20 protein-coding genes and 1 pseudogene are annotated in these 19,366 nt (G+C 34.3%); 15 read left to right on the plus strand and 6 right to left on the minus strand.

The features are described 5' to 3' along the window. The first annotated feature begins 228 nt into the window (after positions 1 to 228). Together AC2CGN_RS18030 and AC2CGN_RS18035 are read left to right on the plus strand one after the other, a co-directional pair. Positions 229 to 684 carry an HTH domain-containing protein gene (locus AC2CGN_RS18030; protein WP_484515348.1) on the plus strand — a complete coding sequence of 152 codons (456 nt, stop codon included), beginning with the start codon at positions 229 to 231 and terminating at the stop codon, positions 682 to 684. A 418-nt stretch (positions 685 to 1,102) separates the two neighbouring features. Beyond that, a complete protein-coding gene (locus AC2CGN_RS18035) occupies positions 1,103 to 1,660 on the plus strand; it encodes a DUF1697 domain-containing protein (protein WP_484515349.1) in 558 nt (185 codons plus the stop codon). Between the two features lie 32 nt (positions 1,661 to 1,692). On the opposite strand, the gene AC2CGN_RS18040 is transcribed toward AC2CGN_RS18035, so the two are convergent. Continuing rightward, positions 1,693 to 1,896 (minus strand): Ger(x)C family spore germination protein, encoded by a 204-nt coding sequence (locus AC2CGN_RS18040; protein ID WP_484515351.1) that lies wholly within the window; start codon positions 1,894 to 1,896, stop codon positions 1,693 to 1,695. 502 nt (positions 1,897 to 2,398) lie between these two features. On the opposite strand from AC2CGN_RS18040, the gene AC2CGN_RS18045 reads away from it, so the two are divergent. Beyond that, positions 2,399 to 2,635 (plus strand): hypothetical protein, encoded by a 237-nt coding sequence (locus AC2CGN_RS18045; RefSeq protein ID WP_429981988.1) that lies wholly within the window; start codon positions 2,399 to 2,401, stop codon positions 2,633 to 2,635. 497 nt (positions 2,636 to 3,132) lie between these two features. Here AC2CGN_RS18045 and AC2CGN_RS18050 read toward each other — a convergent pair whose 3' ends face one another. Next, positions 3,133 to 4,293: a Ger(x)C family spore germination protein gene (locus AC2CGN_RS18050; protein ID WP_484515353.1), complete on the minus strand. Its 1,161-nt coding sequence runs from the start codon at positions 4,291 to 4,293 to the stop codon at positions 3,133 to 3,135. Positions 4,294 to 4,681: 388 nt separating this feature from the next. Here AC2CGN_RS18050 and AC2CGN_RS18055 point away from each other — a divergent pair, with 388 nt between their 5' ends. From AC2CGN_RS18055 to AC2CGN_RS18070, 4 genes are all read left to right on the plus strand, one after another. Next, positions 4,682 to 5,356, plus strand: coding sequence for a M15 family metallopeptidase (locus AC2CGN_RS18055; RefSeq protein ID WP_484515355.1), 675 nt, complete (start codon positions 4,682 to 4,684; stop codon positions 5,354 to 5,356). A gap of 256 nt (positions 5,357 to 5,612) precedes the next feature. Further along, positions 5,613 to 6,239: a hypothetical protein gene (locus tag AC2CGN_RS18060; protein ID WP_484515357.1), complete on the plus strand. Its 627-nt coding sequence runs from the start codon at positions 5,613 to 5,615 to the stop codon at positions 6,237 to 6,239. A gap of 215 nt (positions 6,240 to 6,454) precedes the next feature. After that, the gene (locus AC2CGN_RS18065; protein ID WP_484515359.1) at positions 6,455 to 6,583 is read left to right on the plus strand and encodes a hypothetical protein; all 129 of its coding nucleotides are present in this window, start codon (positions 6,455 to 6,457) and stop codon (positions 6,581 to 6,583) included. Positions 6,584 to 6,960: 377 nt separating this feature from the next. Continuing rightward, positions 6,961 to 7,353, plus strand: coding sequence for a RidA family protein (locus AC2CGN_RS18070; RefSeq protein ID WP_429981984.1), 393 nt, complete (start codon positions 6,961 to 6,963; stop codon positions 7,351 to 7,353). Positions 7,354 to 7,797: 444 nt separating this feature from the next. Here the strand turns inward: AC2CGN_RS18070 and AC2CGN_RS18075 are convergent, their stop codons facing one another. Further along, positions 7,798 to 7,914 (minus strand): YjcZ family sporulation protein, encoded by a 117-nt coding sequence (locus tag AC2CGN_RS18075; protein WP_286924276.1) that lies wholly within the window; start codon positions 7,912 to 7,914, stop codon positions 7,798 to 7,800. A gap of 736 nt (positions 7,915 to 8,650) precedes the next feature. Further along, on the minus strand, positions 8,651 to 9,184 hold the full coding sequence (locus tag AC2CGN_RS18080) for a hypothetical protein (protein WP_484515362.1): 534 nt from the start codon (positions 9,182 to 9,184) through the stop codon (positions 8,651 to 8,653). A 133-nt stretch (positions 9,185 to 9,317) separates the two neighbouring features. Here AC2CGN_RS18080 and AC2CGN_RS18085 point away from each other — a divergent pair. The 6 genes and pseudogenes from AC2CGN_RS18085 to AC2CGN_RS18110 form a co-directional block, all read left to right on the plus strand. Next, positions 9,318 to 9,433: pseudogene (locus tag AC2CGN_RS18085) on the plus strand (hypothetical protein); the annotation flags it as partial. 669 nt (positions 9,434 to 10,102) lie between these two features. Then, positions 10,103 to 10,528, plus strand: coding sequence for an acyl-CoA thioesterase (locus tag AC2CGN_RS18090; protein ID WP_054770740.1), 426 nt, complete (start codon positions 10,103 to 10,105; stop codon positions 10,526 to 10,528). A gap of 11 nt (positions 10,529 to 10,539) precedes the next feature. Further along, positions 10,540 to 10,914: a DUF423 domain-containing protein gene (locus tag AC2CGN_RS18095; RefSeq protein WP_429981982.1), complete on the plus strand. Its 375-nt coding sequence runs from the start codon at positions 10,540 to 10,542 to the stop codon at positions 10,912 to 10,914. Between the two features lie 172 nt (positions 10,915 to 11,086). After that, the gene (locus AC2CGN_RS18100) at positions 11,087 to 12,418 is read left to right on the plus strand and encodes an SPFH domain-containing protein (protein WP_429985435.1); all 1,332 of its coding nucleotides are present in this window, start codon (positions 11,087 to 11,089) and stop codon (positions 12,416 to 12,418) included. 14 nt (positions 12,419 to 12,432) lie between these two features. Continuing rightward, positions 12,433 to 13,536 carry a TFIIB-type zinc ribbon-containing protein gene (locus AC2CGN_RS18105; protein WP_484515365.1) on the plus strand — a complete coding sequence of 368 codons (1,104 nt, stop codon included), beginning with the start codon at positions 12,433 to 12,435 and terminating at the stop codon, positions 13,534 to 13,536. A 451-nt stretch (positions 13,537 to 13,987) separates the two neighbouring features. After that, positions 13,988 to 15,193, plus strand: coding sequence for an EAL-associated domain-containing protein (locus tag AC2CGN_RS18110; protein ID WP_484515367.1), 1,206 nt, complete (start codon positions 13,988 to 13,990; stop codon positions 15,191 to 15,193). Between the two features lie 464 nt (positions 15,194 to 15,657). Here AC2CGN_RS18110 and AC2CGN_RS18115 read toward each other — a convergent pair whose 3' ends face one another. Beyond that, positions 15,658 to 15,966 carry a DUF7668 domain-containing protein gene (locus AC2CGN_RS18115; RefSeq protein ID WP_484515369.1) on the minus strand — a complete coding sequence of 103 codons (309 nt, stop codon included), beginning with the start codon at positions 15,964 to 15,966 and terminating at the stop codon, positions 15,658 to 15,660. Between the two features lie 541 nt (positions 15,967 to 16,507). Here AC2CGN_RS18115 and AC2CGN_RS18120 point away from each other — a divergent pair. Both AC2CGN_RS18120 and AC2CGN_RS18125 read left to right on the plus strand, forming a co-directional pair. Continuing rightward, on the plus strand, positions 16,508 to 16,990 hold the full coding sequence (locus AC2CGN_RS18120; RefSeq protein WP_429981978.1) for a GNAT family N-acetyltransferase: 483 nt from the start codon (positions 16,508 to 16,510) through the stop codon (positions 16,988 to 16,990). Between the two features lie 794 nt (positions 16,991 to 17,784). After that, positions 17,785 to 18,207 (plus strand): ester cyclase, encoded by a 423-nt coding sequence (locus tag AC2CGN_RS18125; protein ID WP_484515371.1) that lies wholly within the window; start codon positions 17,785 to 17,787, stop codon positions 18,205 to 18,207. A 107-nt stretch (positions 18,208 to 18,314) separates the two neighbouring features. Here AC2CGN_RS18125 and AC2CGN_RS18130 read toward each other — a convergent pair whose 3' ends face one another. After that, complete coding sequence (locus AC2CGN_RS18130) at positions 18,315 to 18,767, minus strand: hypothetical protein (protein ID WP_484515373.1); 453 nt, start codon at positions 18,765 to 18,767, stop codon at positions 18,315 to 18,317. Positions 18,768 to 19,366: the final 599 nt, after the last annotated feature.

Raw genomic sequence — 19,366 nt, forward strand, 5'->3', positions numbered from 1 at the left:
TAATTAAGAAAAGGTTATTTCCTGGATTTATGACTTCCTGAAAGCACATTTAATTTCCTTGATTCTATTATGAAGTCAGAAAAGGTAAGTTTTTTAAAATCCATGTAAACTAAGTTCTATGCTATGTGCTTTTTAAATACTGTATGAATTATATATTTAATGAGATTTTAGTGTATATTGGTACAGTAAGCGAACAAATATTTAATTAGGATACGGAGGTGTTCATTTTTGGGGGATTTCAGAGATAGTGTAGAAGTATCTTTTGTTTCAAACTCATTACCATTCGATTATCTTATAGAAGACATTCAAAAACTAGCTGAAAAATTTAACTTCAATCATCAACAACTTTCTAAAATATTAGATTTATCTATAAATGAGTTGGAAGATTTATTAAATCGTAAGGGTAATATTACGAATAAACAACAAGAAAATATTGAGAACAAATTGACTATGCTAAATTTTGGATTTGAAGGTTTTGATGCGAGAGAAAGAGCAACCTTAATTTTGAATGATTTGTTATCAGATTATAAGTTAACTACCGAAACTTTATCAAAAATTATCAATGTGAAAGAAAAAGAACTTATAGATTTCATGAAGAAACAAATAATTGATACAAATGTAGAAATGAAGATATGTGTGAATGTCATCATGCTTCACTTTGTTTTACATCATCAAAATAATTAATCTTAGTATCATTTAACGATAATTTTATTTGTTCAGAATTTGTTTAGGATGATATGTTACTCTATTATTGTCAAGGTTTAACAAACGAACACGCATAAAAAGGCCAGGTGATCACAGATTATTGTGCATCTGGTCTTTTACCATTCACCATAAAAAATCTTTGGGATATCACCGCATTTCTTTAAATGATAAAATAATCAAAAGGTAGGTAAAATCAACAATGATTTCACCTGTGTTTTTTCTTGTGTGTATTTAGAGTAGGGGAGATATCCATTAATCAGATGTAAGTATGAAGTAGTTAATGCAATTGTAGATGAAGAGCATTCTGACGTAGATTTAGTGAAAATGCAGGTATCTTTTTGGCTAAAGCTATACTTGATTATCAATTGATATGTTCCTAAGAGAAAGGGAGAATGATATGACGATATATATTGCATTACTTAAAGGAATTAATGTAGGGGGCCATAATAAAATCATAATGGCACAATTAAAAAACTCTCTTAATCAACTTGCGTTACAGAATATAAGGACATATATTCAAAGTGGAAATATCATTTTTGAATCAAATGAATGTGAGGAAGATTTACAAAAGAAAATTCAAGATAAAATTAATGAGGATTTTGGAATATTCACTACAGTTGTCATTCGAACGGCTGAAGAATTACGACAAATCGTGCGGCAATGCCCTTTTTCAGAGCAAAAAATTATCGAAGCAAGCAATTCATGTAAGGGGGAGTGTCTACATGTCGCTTTCCTGCCAGCCTCACCTGCAATGGCCGATAGTGAGAAGTATTTATCTTTTACAAATACAAAGGAACTTGCTGTGATCCAGGGAAGAGATGTCTATCTTTTATTTTATGACAGTATTCGAAATTCAAAAATTGGCAGTAAATTAGATATTTTGGGTATTTCAGCAACTGTCCGTAATTGGAAAACGCTTTCTAAGCTTATTAAGATGGTTGAAGAGTTCTACTAAATAGTTGGGAAAGCTAAAGTGTCGGTAGGATTTCAAGCTATGGAGATTTCGGTTATGGATGAGGAAGTAAAAGTTCCCTTTAAAATCGGTGTTATCAGAAGAATATCTTTGATAGGGTCCTTTGTACAATAGACCCAAATCTGATACCGGGTTTCTCTAAAACGGATAAAGGTATCCATAACAGGAATACTTCTTTCATTTTTTAAAGCATTTTCCGAAAAAATTAGGTATCTCATATGCCCCAGAGTATTTGCTGATTAGAAGCACGATCCAATTTATATATAGCGTTTTTCCTTTTACAAATCCAACCTCCGAGGGTGCAACATCTGGATTTGGCTGTTCCGATTTTGCTATAGCATCTAAATTAAGAATTTGCATATAGACTTCATTTCGATCATCTTTAAAATCGACGCCAATAGCATCTTTGTGGCTCAGTAATATCCCTGCAACCAGATAGGAGAAGTGTGGACATTACCACTAATGAAAGACTAAATGTAGAACGTTTATTCATTGATTTCCCTACTTTACAATAAAGAAGTTTTGTATTTAAGTTTTGACAAAATAATAACCAATTGTAAGTAGCAATTTTACACAAAAAAATAATCTATTTATTGAGAATGAATTATAAATGGTATAATTAGCTTAATATGGGTTAAAAGAAATCCATTTCTCACCAATAAAGGATGATGAGGTGAATGCATATAGTGTTTCAAAAAAAATTCGCGGGGAGAGGAAAGAATGGATTTAATTATAGTAAGTGTGGTCATGATTCTTTTAGTGGGATTTTTACTCAACATAAAGAAGTCAAAACATAATATAAATGCAAAAAGCCGCTCTGGACATTCAGGCACTGGTACAACAGATTTTATTTCAACGGGTTCAGTAGTTTCTTTACAAGACAACGACAATAATCATTGTTCAGACAACACTTCAAATTACAGTGACTCATCAGACGGAGGTTCTTCGTGTGATTAATTGTCATTTCTCTTTAGTTACTGTGAATAATTTTTGAGCTTAAATTGCCTTTTGATTGTTCAGATTTTGTATAGAGTTATATGATAATCTAAAGATGTCATGAATCAATGAAAAAATGACTAGGCATTCAATTTTGAGCCTAGTCATTTTTTTGAGGAAACCTAGATATTAAAACATAGTGAAAACATGTAGTGTTCAACATAAACCGAAAGAAAAATAATCGGTGTCCGAAAGGTTTACTTTCGGAAATCCACAATTGAAATTTCGGTATAACTATTGATAGGCTAGAAATAACCCAAAGGTAAGAAAATATGAATAGTATTCATAGAATGAGCACTTGTTTTAAAAATAGACTATAAATAAATAAAAAGGAGTACATACTATGAAATATCTAAAGTGCCTCAATTGAATCGATTCATGAAGTCAAAACAACTATTAAAGACCAGCGTTCAATTATTACATTTTGAACCTGGTCCTTTTTTATGGTTATATTGTATTTATTCTTTTATTGTTTCAGCAAATGTTTTTCTTCCTGGGTTTATTTTATTGATATGGATATTGATCTTACTAATTGAATCTTCTGTTAATGGGATCTTTCCATTCTTCTCTAACCCTTTCCACATTTTTACGTTATCTCTATAGAGTACTTCTGATAGACGATATATATCTGCGTCTAATTTTAGCCCCTCTCTATACGTTTCTCGTATTTCTTTTCTCATTTCTTTTTTTATTTTTTTTCTTAATTCATCTGTCGTAACTTTTGTTTTAAATCCATTGATTGTAACGTTAATATTTATATGAAATTCAAATGAAACCTGCTTTTCATTTTTTATGATGGGTTCCACTATAATTTTTAGCTTTTCAATACTTACAGTTAAATAATCCTCATGATTATCTAATTTAATAGTAAGTTCTCCTTGTTTTGTCTCATCGTGAGTCCACTGAAATCCTCTTGCTGAAACATTCTCTATACGTCCTTTAAAGCCATCTTTTGATAATATACCAATGCCTGAAAAGAAGGTTTCTTTTGTGGCTTCCTTTGTTGTTGCCCAATCTTTTTTCATTGTTACATAGGGGAGATTAATTTCATGGCTTGGTTCATCTAATCCAATAACTAGGTCTCTCAGGTTTCTTGGTAATATAAATGTTTCTTCTCTAGTCGGATTTATAGGATTACTTAATTTTGAAACAGCATGCGAACCTTCTAATAGTGGCGTTGTGAGCAATATTTCATTTATTGGATCTTTTGTACAATAGACCCAAATTTGGTACCGTGTATCTCTATAACGAATAAATGTATCAATCGCTGGAATACCTCGCTCATCCTCTAAAGCACTTTCTGAGAAGATCATGTATCTCATATGTCCCCAAAAAATCTTTTGATCACTTGAATTATATAATTTGTATATAGCCTCATCCACTGTCCTTCCTTTTGCATAGCCTATCTCTGCTGGTACAATTTCAGGATTTGGCTGTTCTGATTTCGCCACATCATCAAAATTAATAAATTGAACATACACTTCATACAGATTATCCTTAAAATCAACACCAACGGCATTAATATAATACATCCTTTGAGGTTCATTAACATCCCAGCAACCTGATAATAAGAATGTACTAACTATAATTATGAAAAGGGTTAAAGGATGTTTATTCATATGTATCCTCCCAATGGTATGTGTCGAATCGGATCATGGTTCATTACTATGAACACAGGGGGATAGATGGGGGTAATCATTGTTCATAGTAATAAACCTAATATTGTTTAGTATTGGCTTATTCATAATAAGATAAACAAAAAATCACTTCTAAATCTAGAAGTGACAAATTGTTAAATACTATAGCTCGGATAATAAAGAAAAAGTTTTTGTTCCGAAGTTGTATTCTCTAAAGAGGGTGCTTTTTTATTTGGCATTATGATATAATTTTAACATAAAATTCCTGTAAGATGTTTAAGTGTGAAGGGACAAAAGATATAATTGACAGGGATTTGTTTCTATTAAGAAATTAAAAGAATATTTCAAACCAAAAAGGAGGACATAGTAAATGAGTTCAAGCGTAACGACCACTTGTAGAGACCTAGCTGAGTTATTACCTGCTGCACAAACCGCTTGCCGATTATTATTTCAGGAGTGTTTTAAAGCTGGAATTAAAAATATCTTTATTACAGAGACTTATCGCTCACAAGAACGACAAAATTTTCTTTATGCACAAGGACGTACAAGGCCAGGACAAATTGTTACATGGACTTTAGCTAGCAATCATAAGTCACGGGTAGCTTGGGATATTGCTGTTGGTCCTCCTCATTCCTTATATGATGTAACGACACTCACTCAAGTAGGTGCTATTGCTAGAAAGCTAGGCATCACATGGGGGGGTGACTGGGTTGGTAGAATAGATCGACCACATTTTGAGACTAGAGCAAATTGGAAGATACCAGCAGGCTATAAATTGGAAAACCAAGTCATTGTGCCAAATAGCTGTAAAACGAAAGTTGAAGTAATTGTTGAAAACAAACCAAAGGAGGAAATAAAATTGACGCAAACATGGAATCCAGGTTCTCCGACTATGAAAACTGAAACAGAAAATTTTATTGCACAGGCAGTTAAAGATGGCATTGTTCAGGAATTACATTTGAAGGATTTACAGAATGGTGCAATGACCACTGATCGTCTAATCGGTTTGTACATTACCATTCAGCAAAGACGAAGTAATTTATAAACACTTTCAAGAAAGATTATTTGGTTACTAAATAGCTTGAATTCAAAGATTTGAAGCTGAAGTAAAAATTACATGCAGAGGTTTTACTTTTTGGATCTTTGTGAATGTGTTTAATATTTCTCTTCAGAAAATGCAACCTATTACATTATTAGAGAGTATTTTTTATCAAAAAATTGGTATACGTGCAAAAATTTAAAAATAACAATAGAACTTCCTCCATAACCTATGTATATTTATGGAGAAGGGGGCTCAAACAATGAAAAAAATACTTATATTACCACTAACATTGTTATTCAGTATTCTACTAGTAGCATGTGGCCAAGATAAAGAGAGTGAAAGTGGTAAGAAAAGCGATAATGCTGATAGAGCAGCAGAAGAAACTAAAGATGAATCATTTAAAGTTGATAAAGGACTTTTAAATGTGGAGGTTACAATTCCAGCTTCCCTTTTCGAGGATCAGGAAATCGATTCTGTTATTACTGAAGTGAAAAAAGAAAGGATTAAGGAAGTCATTAAAAACGATGACGGTTCGGTCACTTATAAAATGTCTAAATCCGTTCATAAAGAAATGATGAAAGAGATGGAAAAGGATATTTTAGAAACGATTGAAGAAATTAAAACTAGTAAGGATTTTGCCTCAATCAAGGATGTTTCATATAATAAATCCTTTACTGAGTTTACGCTAACTGTCAATAAAGAACAGTTTGAAAATAGTTTTGATGCAATGGCTTCAATGGGATTAGCATTAACAGGCATGTATTATCAACTTTTTAGTGGTGTTGATTCTGAGAAATTTAAGGTTACAGTTATTTTTAAAGACGAATCAAACGGAGAAGTAATTAACACAATTGTTTATCCAGATGATCTAAATAAGGGTAATTAAATTAAAAAGCACTCTAATGGGTGCTTTTTCTGTTGCTAGTGTAGGAAAAATATACGGACTACATTCAAATCTTTTTAGGGATGTAAAAACATACTTAAATCTAGGAGTATTGATAAAGATTTTTTTATTTACCAACTCTATTTGCCACTGAAAAGTAAACAGTATAAAGTAATGTTGAAAAAACAGAATGACATGACTATCCAGTCGCCCTTTTTATGGCACAAGCCCAAGAAGCAGAAATTAATGATGAATTTCCGATGTTTGCCCATGGACTTTTCAAGAGGGCTTTAGATGCAGGCTACGGAAATCAAGAACTTGGAGCTTTGATTAAAGTATTGAGATAGTGTATTCTAGGAAGAATTGTGATGAATTTTGTGAATTGGTAGTAAAAAAATATGTTAAAGACCACTTTATGGGTGGTTTTAGTTAATGTTAAGGAGTAACCTCTATATAGAAATGAGAGTAAATCTCCAATCTAACATTATAAGTGAAATAATATTAAAAAATTATGAAAATATATTGTTTATTTGATTAACTAGGCTAGAAATGGTAAAGTAAAGGTAACTTTAGGTAAAGGAGGAGAATTCTTATGAAAAAAAGATCTATTCGTTTTTTAAGTATGGGTATAGGATTCTCCACTGCTGTTTTTTTCTAAAATTGATGTTCAAGGGAGAAGTCTGCCCTTTTTTAGAAAAATAGTAACCTAAAGGAGATTATATCAATGAAATCAAAATTAGTTCGAAAAAATCCAATGCAGGTGCCAAATCCTGTTGGGAAATATAGCCATGTAACAATCATTCCTAAAGATGCGACAATGTATGCATTTTCTGGACAAATCGGTGTAGGGCATGATGATCAATTGCCGACAACTATATATGAACAAATCGTCAATACACTAAAAAATATCGAAATTATTTTAGCGTCTGAGGGAATGGATGCCACACATGTTGTGAAGGCAAACATTTGGGCAACAGAGGAAATAGATTGGGATTATTTCGATCACAAATGGGATACTATGTTTGGTGATTCTTATCCCTCAATGACCATTGCCTACGTGTCGGCACTAGGTTTACCGGATATTAAAATAGAAATCGATATATGGGCTGCTAAATAAAGTGAAAAATCGATCATATCCTCCAAAAAGATTATGAAATGTTTTATAACCAGAATGGATTTCTCCGTTCTGGTTTTTCTTTTATGCAGTCAATTTCAGGTGACTGGATAACATCCAAGTTTAATGAATGGGCTTCAGCTCCAAAGGATAGTTAAATGTTCATACTTTAAATAGGCTAAAAAGCTAGAAATTCATGGGGATGCACTAGGACAGGTAATATTGATTGGCCACACTTTGAGGTAAAAACAAACTGAAAGATACCTTCACTTATAAATTAGAAGGACACTAAACATTCCAAGTAACAGCAAAATGAAAGTACAACTAATCAAAAGGATAAAAAAGAGAATTCAAAAATGAACAATTCAAAATGTTCGGTAAGGTTAGGCAACTGATGCAAGAAACTAAAAAAGGGTCACTAGGCTGGGGGGTGACCCTTAAGGAATGTTAATATCCAGTCATGAATGTAGCGCCAACAATAATTAAAAGAATAAATAGAACGACAATTAGAACGAATGATGAGCCATTACCATAACCGCCACCACCGCCGCAGTAGTATCCCATAAAAAACACCTCCTTTTTACTATATATTATGTTGGCTGCAGAGAAGGAGTAGGGTTGTTAAACTATTCAGCTATGAGCATTAAAAAATATATTTTTGTGAGATAAGTCAATAAAAAAGGGTCACCTGGGATAGGAGTGACCCTTAGTAAAAAAATTCGGAGGTGTAAGGCTAAATTAGCTTTACATTACTATTAATATGACATGATAGCTGTGTTTGTATAGTGAATTGTCTGTGAAATAGATTTTAAAAATAAAAAAGCCGTAGCTTCGTTGAATGCTACTAGGGCGTTGGAAGTGCTACTTTAACATGGCACAAGTAGTAAGATTTCGTATTAAAATTAAAAGTTTTAAAGCATTCCCTTAATGTGGGTGTTTTTTATTAAAAAATGTTCGAGGTGGTGTTTATTAAATATTGCAATTGGAATGAAATTAAATAGGGTGGGAAACCATGAAGATTGCACTGGTTGATCTTGCTGAAAAGCATAAAATATAGCTCAATCCATAAGCGCCGCGAGAAATGGTCGAGGGATACAACCGAAGAAAAGCAGCTAGGAGCCCAAAAAGGCAATACCTCCGCTGTTGGAAACAAAGGAAATCCTAATCTATCAAATCTATTTTAAAACGGGACTCTGCTGCTATACACATGGCTTCTTTTAAAAGTTTCTATCTAAAGAGACAATATTAATAAATTGTATAAGGTCTATTTTTTAAAATGACAATCGACCTTTTTATTTGATTAATTTATTTTAATCAGATTGATTGAGGCAGCTAGAAAAACCCCTCCATCGCAAGTTCTAAAGGTTGGACCTACATTTCTTAGTTGAACTCTTCCGCTGGCAGGGATGGATATAATTGTTCCTCCTGAATACGGTGAACATTCAGCCCTGTCAGTCTCTTGGTTGGTAGCACCATATCTGGTCTGAATGGGATTGACTTGAACTTCATTTATGAATATTGCCGTTTGTGCTGTAGTACCTAAACTAGGAAAAAACTGAACATTTACATGGTAATTGACGTAATATACACCAGCCTGAGTAACTTTGATAGTCACTGTATCGGGGTCTAAAGATATCCCAGCGGTTTCACCTAAACCATTCCACGGCATAGGTTGATTGTTGGTAAGATCTATAAAACCAGTTTGAAAAAAATTCCCGTATGCTGGGGTAGGTAATTGACCTATTTCACATGACTCTATCCCTTTTATTACTCTTGATGGAATACCACATTTTTTACAACGTTCGCATGAACAATTTTTTTCACACGGATTCAAAAAAATCTCTCCTTTTACGATTTTCTATATTTTATTTAAAATATATTTTTTTGCTTATATGTTTGCTTATATTTCCAATAATTAATAACTTGACAGTAATTAAGCTACTGTATCCATGAAGGGAGTTGAGTAAATGACGACAGAAGTAGAGAAAGAAGTAAATCCACATTTCGAAGATTTCCTTTTCGAATCGCGTTGAAATCTCAACTCCTTGTCGGTGGATATGGTTCTTCGAAATCCTACCATTTAGAACAGTTCAGGGATTCACAGGAATAACTAAATTTGGCAAAGCGGAAAACATGAAATACAATCCATTCAATCTTAAAACTTTAAAACCTTTAGATATTCAGACGTTTGTGGGAGAAGTAACTCCTAATCCAAAGCCAATGCATGAATCTACACCGGAGTCAGTACCAGGAGGAAACGGTGAAGGGGCTCATTGACATTTGAATTGGTTTAATCATATGTAAACGACAATGACGAAGGTAAGAAGTGTTTACAATCATTTATTGATACTCGAATAACGGATGCTATTAAAATCTCTGAAACTAAAAATCTTCCAAAGAAATTAGAAGATGAGGTTTCCAAGCGTTACCCACCAAAATGGGAGGAAGCAAAACAATTTTAGCAATCTCAAAAAGAAGCAGCGCGCGGAACCAAGCATTGTCTACTGCAACAGAAAAGAGCCTACTAGGGATTATGAAGGGCAATTAAGGCTTATGGTGATACTGTAAAAATGAACAGTATTGGTGCTGTAACAATCAGTGACTATACGAAGAATGGGTGATCCAGAAAAATTAACTGATCATACTTGATCTCTACAAATTACTGAAGCCAAATACTTCAACTTCCGGATTTAGAGCAAAAACCCCACTAAATCAACACTTTTACGCTATAATGTAGGACGAGGTGAAGAAAATGTTTGTAAGTGAAAAACAAATTGAAATCCGCTATGCTGAGACAGACCAAATGGGCGTGGTGTACCATGCGAACTATATTATTTGGATGGAAATTGGACGTACACAGCTTGTTAGTGATGCTGGCTTTGAGTATGCAGCATTAGAAAAGGACGGGTATGTGTCTCCTGTTATGGATTTATCCATTTCTTATAAGGCTGCGATGCACTATGGTCAAGTAGCTACTGTACGAACATGGGTTGAAAAGCATGACCGTCTGCGTACGACATATGGCTATGAAATTTTACATGAAGACGGCACGATTGCAGCGACAGCACAGTCAGTACATATCCTTGCACATAAAGACACATTGCGTCCTGTGTCTTTAAGTAAAATTGATCCAGCATGGGATGCGAAATATAAAGAAATCGCGCGTGAGGCGAAATAGGAGAACGAGATATGGAAATTTTACTTGCTTTAGGAGCTATCTTGGCTGGACTTGGTGTTGTCCTTGGTGCCTTTGGAGCCCATGCTCTAAAGGATAAGTTTTCGTCTCCATACTATGCGGCAATTTGGGAAACTGCTGTGCAATATCATATGTACCACTCATTAGGCATTCTAGGTCTTGGTATTTTATCGAGTGATGCCCTTTTAGGTGTTTCTAGTATACTTTCTTGGGCAGGCTACTTAATGTTTGCTGGTATTGTGTTTTTCTCTGGCAGTTTATATGTATTAGCCTTAACAGGTGTTAAAAAGCTAGGTGCAATTACGCCAATTGGTGGACTGCTATTTATCATTGCTTGGGTTCTTGTAGCTATCGCTGCGCTTTCATAATCATCAATAACGAGGTTACGCTAAATGATTTTTCATTGGGTAACCTCGTTTTGTTTTTACAGTAGTTTTAAAAAATATGAAACAATTTGTCTAATCTTGCGTACTACATAGAGATTAGATTATTTTTAATGATAAAATAAGCTTAAATATAGATGTTGAAGGTGGGAATTTTATGGGATTATTAAAAGCAGGAGTAGGCGCATTAGTAGGCGTCTTGGAAGATCAATGGCGTGAGTATTTTTACTGTGATTCTCTTACATCGGATGTACTGGTTGAAAAGGGTGTAAAGCGTACCTCCAAACGCGGCTCTAATAAGGGCAACGACAATATTATTAGCAATGGTTCTATTATTGCCATTAATGAAGGACAATGTATGATGATCGTTGAACAGGGGAAGGTAGTAGAATTTTCTGCAGAGTCTGGTGAGTATGTGTACGATACATCCACTGAGCCTTCCATTATGTACGGCAGTGATTTATCTCAAGGAATTATGGAAACATTTAAGCAGATTGGCAAGCGATTTACATTTGGGGGTGAACCAGCAAAGGATCAGCGTGTGTATTACTTTAATAAAAAAGAAATCGTAGGTAATAAATACGGGACACCAGCACCGATTCCATTCCGTGTGATTGATCGTAATATCGGTTTGGATATTGATATTGCCATTCGTTGTCATGGTGAATATTCGTATAAAATTGTTGATCCATTATTATTCTATACAAATGTTTGTGGGAATGTTGAAGGTGAGTACACGAGGGATGCCATTGATAGTCAACTGAAAACGGAGCTAATGACTGCGTTACAACCAGCTTTTGCACATATTTCCGCAAGTGGAGTACGCTATAGTGAAATTCCTGCACATACAGTAGCGTTAGCAGATGCTCTTAATAAAGTGTTATCAGAAAAGTGGCTGGCAACTCGTGGATTAGCTGTTGTCTCATTTGGTATTAGCTCTTTAAAAGCATCTGAAGAAGATGAAGCAATGATTAAGCAATTGCAACGAAATGCAGTGATGCGTGATCCGGGTATGGCAGCGGCACATTTAACAGGTGCACAGGCGGAAGCAATGATTGCAGCTGCAAATAACGAGGGTGGCGCAATGGCTGGTTTTATGGGTATGAATATGGCAGCACAGGCTGGTGGGGTTAACGCTGGTCAGCTTTATCAAATGAATGAGCAAAATAAGCAAGCTCAAATGGCACAAGCTGCTGCACAGGGTCAAGCAACTTCAGCTTCTGGTGTATGGACATGTGCATGTGGCCATGAGAATACAGGGAAATTCTGTTCAAACTGTGGGGGAGCAAAGCCACATGAAGAGGGTTGGATATGTGTATGTGGTGCTGTCAACAAAGGTAAATTCTGTGGTGAATGTGGAAGCAAAAAACCTTCAGAGGCTTTGCAGTATGCTTGTGATAAATGTGGCTGGGAGCCTGAGAATCCTGGGAATCCTCCAAAATTCTGTCCTGAATGTGGAGATGTTTTCGATGAAAATGACATTAAGTAAGGGGATGACTAGTGATGTCAACACAAGAAGCTGAAAATGTTAAACAAGTAAAGCTTGATTTCGATGCTGAGTGTCCATCATGTGGTGCCTCTATTGAATTTAATCCAGCAAGCGGTAAACTTTCATGCCCTTATTGTGGCTATGAGTCTGAAATTGCAATTCCAGAAAAGGAAGAAGAAAAAGTTGCCCAGGAAATGGACTTTGCAATGGCTGAAGAACGTGGAAATTTTAACTGGGGTGTTGAGAAAAAAACAGTTATCTGTGAGGCTTGCGCAGCGGAAACAATTTATGATGCTTTACAGGTAGCTGATCGTTGTCCTTATTGTGGCTCTAATCAGGTAATGGAGGCAAGTGCAAAAAATACATTAGCTCCAAATGGGGTTTGCGCCTTTGAAATTACCGATAAGCAAGCTGGTGAGAACTTTCAAAAATGGATTAAAGGAAGATGGTTTACTCCTAGAGCGGCAAAAATAAGTGCAAAACCTGACTCCTTTAAAGGTGTATATTTACCTTATTGGACTTTTGATACGAAAACAAGCTCAAGGTATTCTGCAAGATATGGTAAACATCGTACAGTTACTGATAAGGATGGAAAAACTCAAACTGTAACAGACTGGTATTCAACGAGCGGTTTTTATCAGGAATTTATCGATGATCATCTAATTAGTGCAACCACTCGATATGATCGCAATATGATGAGGAAAATAGAACCCTTCAATCTACTTAATAATAAAGCTTATAAACCAGAATATGTAGCTGGCTTTCTATCAGAACGATATAGTATTGGTTTGCAGGATGGCTGGGGCCAAGCGAAGAAGGAAATTCATGATCATTTACATGCACAAATCACTTCTAAAATTCGTTGGGAGAAAAATGCAGACGTTGTATCTAGTTTACGTTTTTCTACTACACATGATGATATTACATATAAATATCTAATGTTACCGATTTGGCTGTCCTCATTCCGTTACAAAGAGAAAATATTCCGTTTTATGGTGAACGGACAAACCGGTCAAGTAGGTGGAGATGCTCCAATTTCACCGCTTCGGGTCACAATTGCTGTCATTTTATCTTTAGTGACGATTGCTATTATTTGGTATTTTTTTATGTCAGAATAGTTATAAGCAGTATTCCTGTAGGGCTTAAAATCCATGCATAGGAATACTGCTTTTTATTTGGAATGGTTGGAGAAAAGATTACCACCGAACCAAATTTTCGTAAAATCGTCCAAAATAATGGGTGAACGAATGAATAATGACAAGGAAATAGGTGAGTTATCCTTAGCTATCACGACTTACACCAAGACTTACTGCATAAGGTATAGTGATAAAGTGAAATCACTCAGAGTAGGATTTCATTTCTGTAAAAAGTGTTTGTGTTAGAAGTAATTGCTAGGAGCTATAAAAAGTTTTCCACTATTAATTTTGAACAATTTATGGCAAGTGAAGTTGCGAATTTACTGTAAACAAATTATGATACAGTCAGAGAGCTTTTTTACAAATAAGCTGTGAATGTAATGCTATTCTTGAATAACGGTTACTTGGTTATTCATGTATGGAGGTTTCGACAATGGACGCAATTGAAGTGTTAACAAATTTAGATCAAATACATGGGTATTTTCAACCGATATTTAGCGCAGATGCGCATACGGTGATTGCCTACGAAATTTCCGGACAGTTACAAATTGAGGGTCAACAAATTAATCTAAAGGATTTTGTTAATAATGAAGATATTCCAGAGGAGTATCGTATTGACATGGAACATAAAATTTTGCATGCTGCATTAGTTAAAATAGACGAAATTGCACCAGAGCTTGATATATATATCCCAAGTAATCCCAATGTTTTAATGCAAGATTTTGGAGAGAGTCATTTTAATATTATTCAGCAATATATTCGAGAAGAAGATTTCCACCGGATTGTATTGGTCGTTTCGGAGCATCGTTTTTTAGGGGATATCCATAAATTACACCATGCATTGCGTTACTTTACGACGTATGGTGTGAAAATTGCTGTTCAGGAAGTCGGTGCAGAGAGTCATCTAGAGCATATTGCACTGTTATCCCCACAAATTCTAAAAGTCAATACACGAGATTTAAATTATGATTCTTGGTCCGCTCAATCCGATATGATTTCAGCAATAGGAGGGCTAGCCTATAAAATTGGAGCAAACCTCTTATTTGAAGGAATTGAAACTGTCTATCAGTTACAATTTGCCTGGAAAAATGGAGGACGGTACTATCAAGGGCCTTATTTAGCAAACCCTGCAATAACATTTGTTGAGAAGGATATATTAAAGGAGCGGTTCAAAGAGGAATGTCAGCAATTTATTACCTCTGAGAAGAAAATGCTAGAGACACAATATTTTGAGCTAAAAAAGCTGAGAGAGGAGCTTGAAGCAATTATCCATCGAGTAAAACCTTCTAGTGATAGCATCTCTCATTTGGAGCATTTAGCACAACTATTAGATCATTATTCGTTCCGTCTTTATATTTGTAATGAGGACGGTTTCCAACTATCACCCAACATCATGCGTATAGATGGGAAGTGGGAATTACAGCCAAGAGCAATCAATAAAAACTGGAGCTGGCGCCCATATTTCCTACAAACCATTATCAAGATGCGCAATGATCAAAGCGGAGAAATTTCTGAGTTATATCGGGATATTGAAACTGGGGAAATCACAAGGACGTTTTCTATCGCCATTAACGAGCATGAATACTTGTTTGTCGATCTATCATATGATTACCTTTATGAGCATAATATATTTAGGTAGTCTTACAAACGCTTATATATCAACGTTATTGGGGTACAAATTACGCTTGTACCCCAATTTGTACCCCAATTTTGAATAAAAAAAGAGAGCTATTTAAATTTAATTAAAGTTGAAAGAATTTTTGTAGCTTTCAATTCTTCATCATCAAGTGAATGTGACACCATTAAAAAATGGTCGTTGGGGCAAAAACGGCACAATACGGTATCAATGCCACACTACCAAAAGCAGCAATTGTAGGTGATCCAATTATATTAAAAGTTTAAAGGCTTCTAGACAGAGTCTTGGGTGACAGAGAGATATAAATTCTCAACTGATGGTCATTCTATGTATTGGATTAGGCAGAAATTGGGGTTAAGTCATACACTCGAAATTTTAAAGAGAGTATTGTCGAGCAAATGATGGAGTAATTGGTAAGTTGCTTAATTGCCCTTTTTATACATCGATGGTTTCGATATAAAACTCAGTTATCTCAGTTTTTCAGTATTTGTTTTAGCTTCACAAAAAAGTACTATTTGGCTTTCTTCATCGTCAAACCATAAATACCTTACTTCTGTACCAATTCCACTATTATCATTAAATTCGTATAAGTCTATGTCCATTTCTTCATCCCTAGGTGGTAAAGTAAGAGTACCTTCCAGTTGAAAAACTCCCCTTAGAAATTCCTCAGTTTCTTCGTTAATTTTGTTCTTTTCTTTAAGTTTGTCGTAACGAAGGTTTACTAAATCAACGAGAGTCTCTCTAGTTAATTGCACTATTTTTTCTTCTAACGTCATGATAATCGTCTCCTAACTATGAAATATTTAATCAATCCAATATTCTCATCATTGTTCTATATATTACATCATTTTTCATTTGGGCGATGTAAATGACCGATTTAATTTATTTTCTGCCCTATATTGCACTGCTAATTTGCAATAAGGTTTCGCCAAATCGCGGAACTTCAACCCACTCACCTGCATTAAACGATAAATTTCTAATTTAATGTGGTCTTCCGCAGCCGCTTATTTTAACGATTTTGAATAGAATTTACATGAAGTCGCTTCTTGTAATCCTTCACGTCCATCTACCTTATATTTCATTAAATATGAGCACCTGGTTTTTATTGTTACTATAGATGAACGAATATTATTTTTGTTTACAAATAAATAAACATATAATATATTGTTTATTATATATGGGAGGGTATTGCTTGTTGCTTATGAATGGAAGTGGTTTAACAATAGAGGAATTATCTGATGGATTTGTAAACAAGGGTGGAGTATAAACCATAATATTTTTGTTGACATTATAGAAATACTTAGGGGGTCATTTGTTATGAAACTAGTTAAATCCAAACCCGAATTACTTGATGAAGAAGTAACTATTTTAAATTCTGATTATTTTTTTAACCAAATTTCAAAGAACAAAGATGTTTATACGAAAGAAGAAATCTTGGATATAATCCAAGAATCCCAACGAATAGGGGCTGAGCGTTTTCTAATACAAAAAGACAATCAATATGTAGGTATACTTGAATTGCTGATGAAAAATCCAAATGACGGTTATCCATGGCTTGGACTATTACAAATACATAAGGATGCGCAAGGTCATGGATATGGCAACGAAGTGATGGATTTATTTTATACTATCATGCAAGAAAGAGGAGTGAAAACTTTTCGTTTAGGGGTTATTGACGTAAATGAACCAGGACATCGATTTTGGAAGAGACAAGGGATGATTCCAGTAAAATCAGTGATTGATAAAGATGGAAAGAAAATTATCGTATATGAAAAGGATATTGTTTTCCAGAGTGAATAAGGAGATAGGGAAAACTTAATTGCACAGGCGGTTAATGAAGGTACTATCAGGAATCACATTTACTGTATATACAGAATAGTACTATGATCATTGATCGTTTAATTGAGGAGTATGGTTTTGATATGTGTTAAATTATTTTAGATAGTTCTGCTGTTCCTGTTTGACTGTGTGACCAGGTACTCAATTAATTTTGAGCCTGGTCTATTTTTGTTTACTTTATTTATTTAGGTCAATAGATTTTACATTATGGGTGTTTTGCAATCGAACAGCCTTCATATAATTAATATGATTATATAAAGAGCCAAATACGGTAAATATTACGAAAATGAAACTGAAAACACCTGGGTAAACAATAAAGAAAATTAACCATATCAAAAATAATATATACCACGAGATCACAAATCCTTTAGTTCCTCGCCAATTTCTCATTTATGTACACTTCCTCTCAATTACCATTTTAGGTAATCAAGAGTTGAAAGTACATAAAAATAACAGACAATCAATTTTATTTATCTGTTTCACGTTTTCCATGATTTCATCTCGTTATGAAATATATAGAAAATTGCTTCAAAGAAAGCGTAGTGTTTATTGTCACATACAATTAAGAATTTGTTTTATCCCCTTTTATTGGCTGTTAGAAAGTAATTATAACACTTAGGAGGGGCAGAGCTTTGTGTGGTTTTAAGCGTGTAATTTATAGAATATGATTTCAATTTATAGCCTCTCGAATTATTATGAAGTATGGGGAGATATTGTTATCCTCGCAAAATGTATAAATGGAGTGGAGGTCCCAAATGACACCAGAGCAAATAGTTAAAAAATTTTTTGAAGAAGTACGTTCAGGAAATAATCCTGATTACGCAACTGAATTAATGGCAGACCAAGTACTGGCACACCAAGTTACTTCTGAAGAAGAATTAACGGTTACTAGAACACCCAAAGATTATGCGGACCATGTAAAAGAAATGGTAGAAACATATGGCGATTTTTCATTAGAAATCCAAGAGTTTATGGTGCAAGGTAATAAAGTATATGTACGCTGGAAACAAGTTGGTACCCATGTCGGAGAAGTCGATGGATATCAGCCGACAAATCTTCCAGTTATTGAAATAGCAAGCGCAGTATATAGAATTGAAGAAGAAAAAATAGCAGAATATTGGATTCAAATTGATCGGGCTGGTATTGAGAACCAACTCAAACGTAATAAAAGTAATTAACTTGGGGCATACATCGCCCATTTGTTAAAAAATGCCAAATTGTTGTTTAACGCTTTGGCATTTTTTTACCCATTCGTGTTGTTGGAAGTGCAAAATATAAGATGTCCCTAAAATTGACTAGTATATTTTTTAGAAATCACTGATGGCGCTGGAAAATTTATCTTTGGGCATTTAAGTACACCAACTACACTGACATCCAATGTGTATGTTTGATTTTCTGTATCATACTCAATTGAGTGTACTTTATTGACTGTATGTCCTAAGCTATTAGGTTGTGTTGAATCAATAAATTGATAGTTAAGAATTTCAGAAACTAATTGTTGACTTTGTTTGTTAAACTCTTCTTGCTTTAAAGAATAGGGAAGGAAATCTGCCAAACCATATAATTCGGATGACCTAGGAGTTGTAAGAGCATCTTTGAAGGCTGGCAAAAATGTGAAAAAATTTTCAGAACCACTATTCTTATTGATGATGTCAATAGTATAGTCAGTATTGAATAGTTGTGCTGATAAACCATCAACTAAAGTTTCAGAAATATTATCTGAATTTTCCCATTTCATATGTAGTTCACCTCCTTTTTTATAGCAATATTATACAGTAAATAAAAGGAATTATTTTAGTGAATTTCAATGATGTTGAAGAGAGTAAAAGTGGCTTGGTTGTAAAGAAGGCACCATCAACAAACCAGTTGCTACTTTACAGCATAAAATGGTTGTATTCGTTTTGTAGGAAATGGATGGTCATATGTACAGTGTGGGAATGGGAGAGGTTAGGCTGCATCAAACTTCTTGAGCAAATTTAAGCCTATGTTTTAACGCATGGTCTTGTAATTAGAAATATTGCAAGTCCTTTAGGAAGTAATCTGAAAAAAATTAATGAAATACGATGAAGTTTTAGTCCATTCAGCTGTTGCAGGGTGGTCATATATTACGAGCTCGATATATGTAGTTGAATCTCATTTCACTTCTGATACGTCCTCAAATTCTAGCAGTGGTGAGTTATGGATTTTTAGATTTATCACTATTTAAAAAAATCTTATTTGTTCAGACTTTGTTGAGTACGATTTTGTAATATGTAAATAGGTGATGTTAGTCTAAATAATGGACACAGAGAATTGGGAGTTTATAAAGTATAATAATCTTAACAATTTACTAGGAGT

The sequence above is a fragment of the Lysinibacillus sp. DFXJR4 genome (assembly GCF_057196045.1).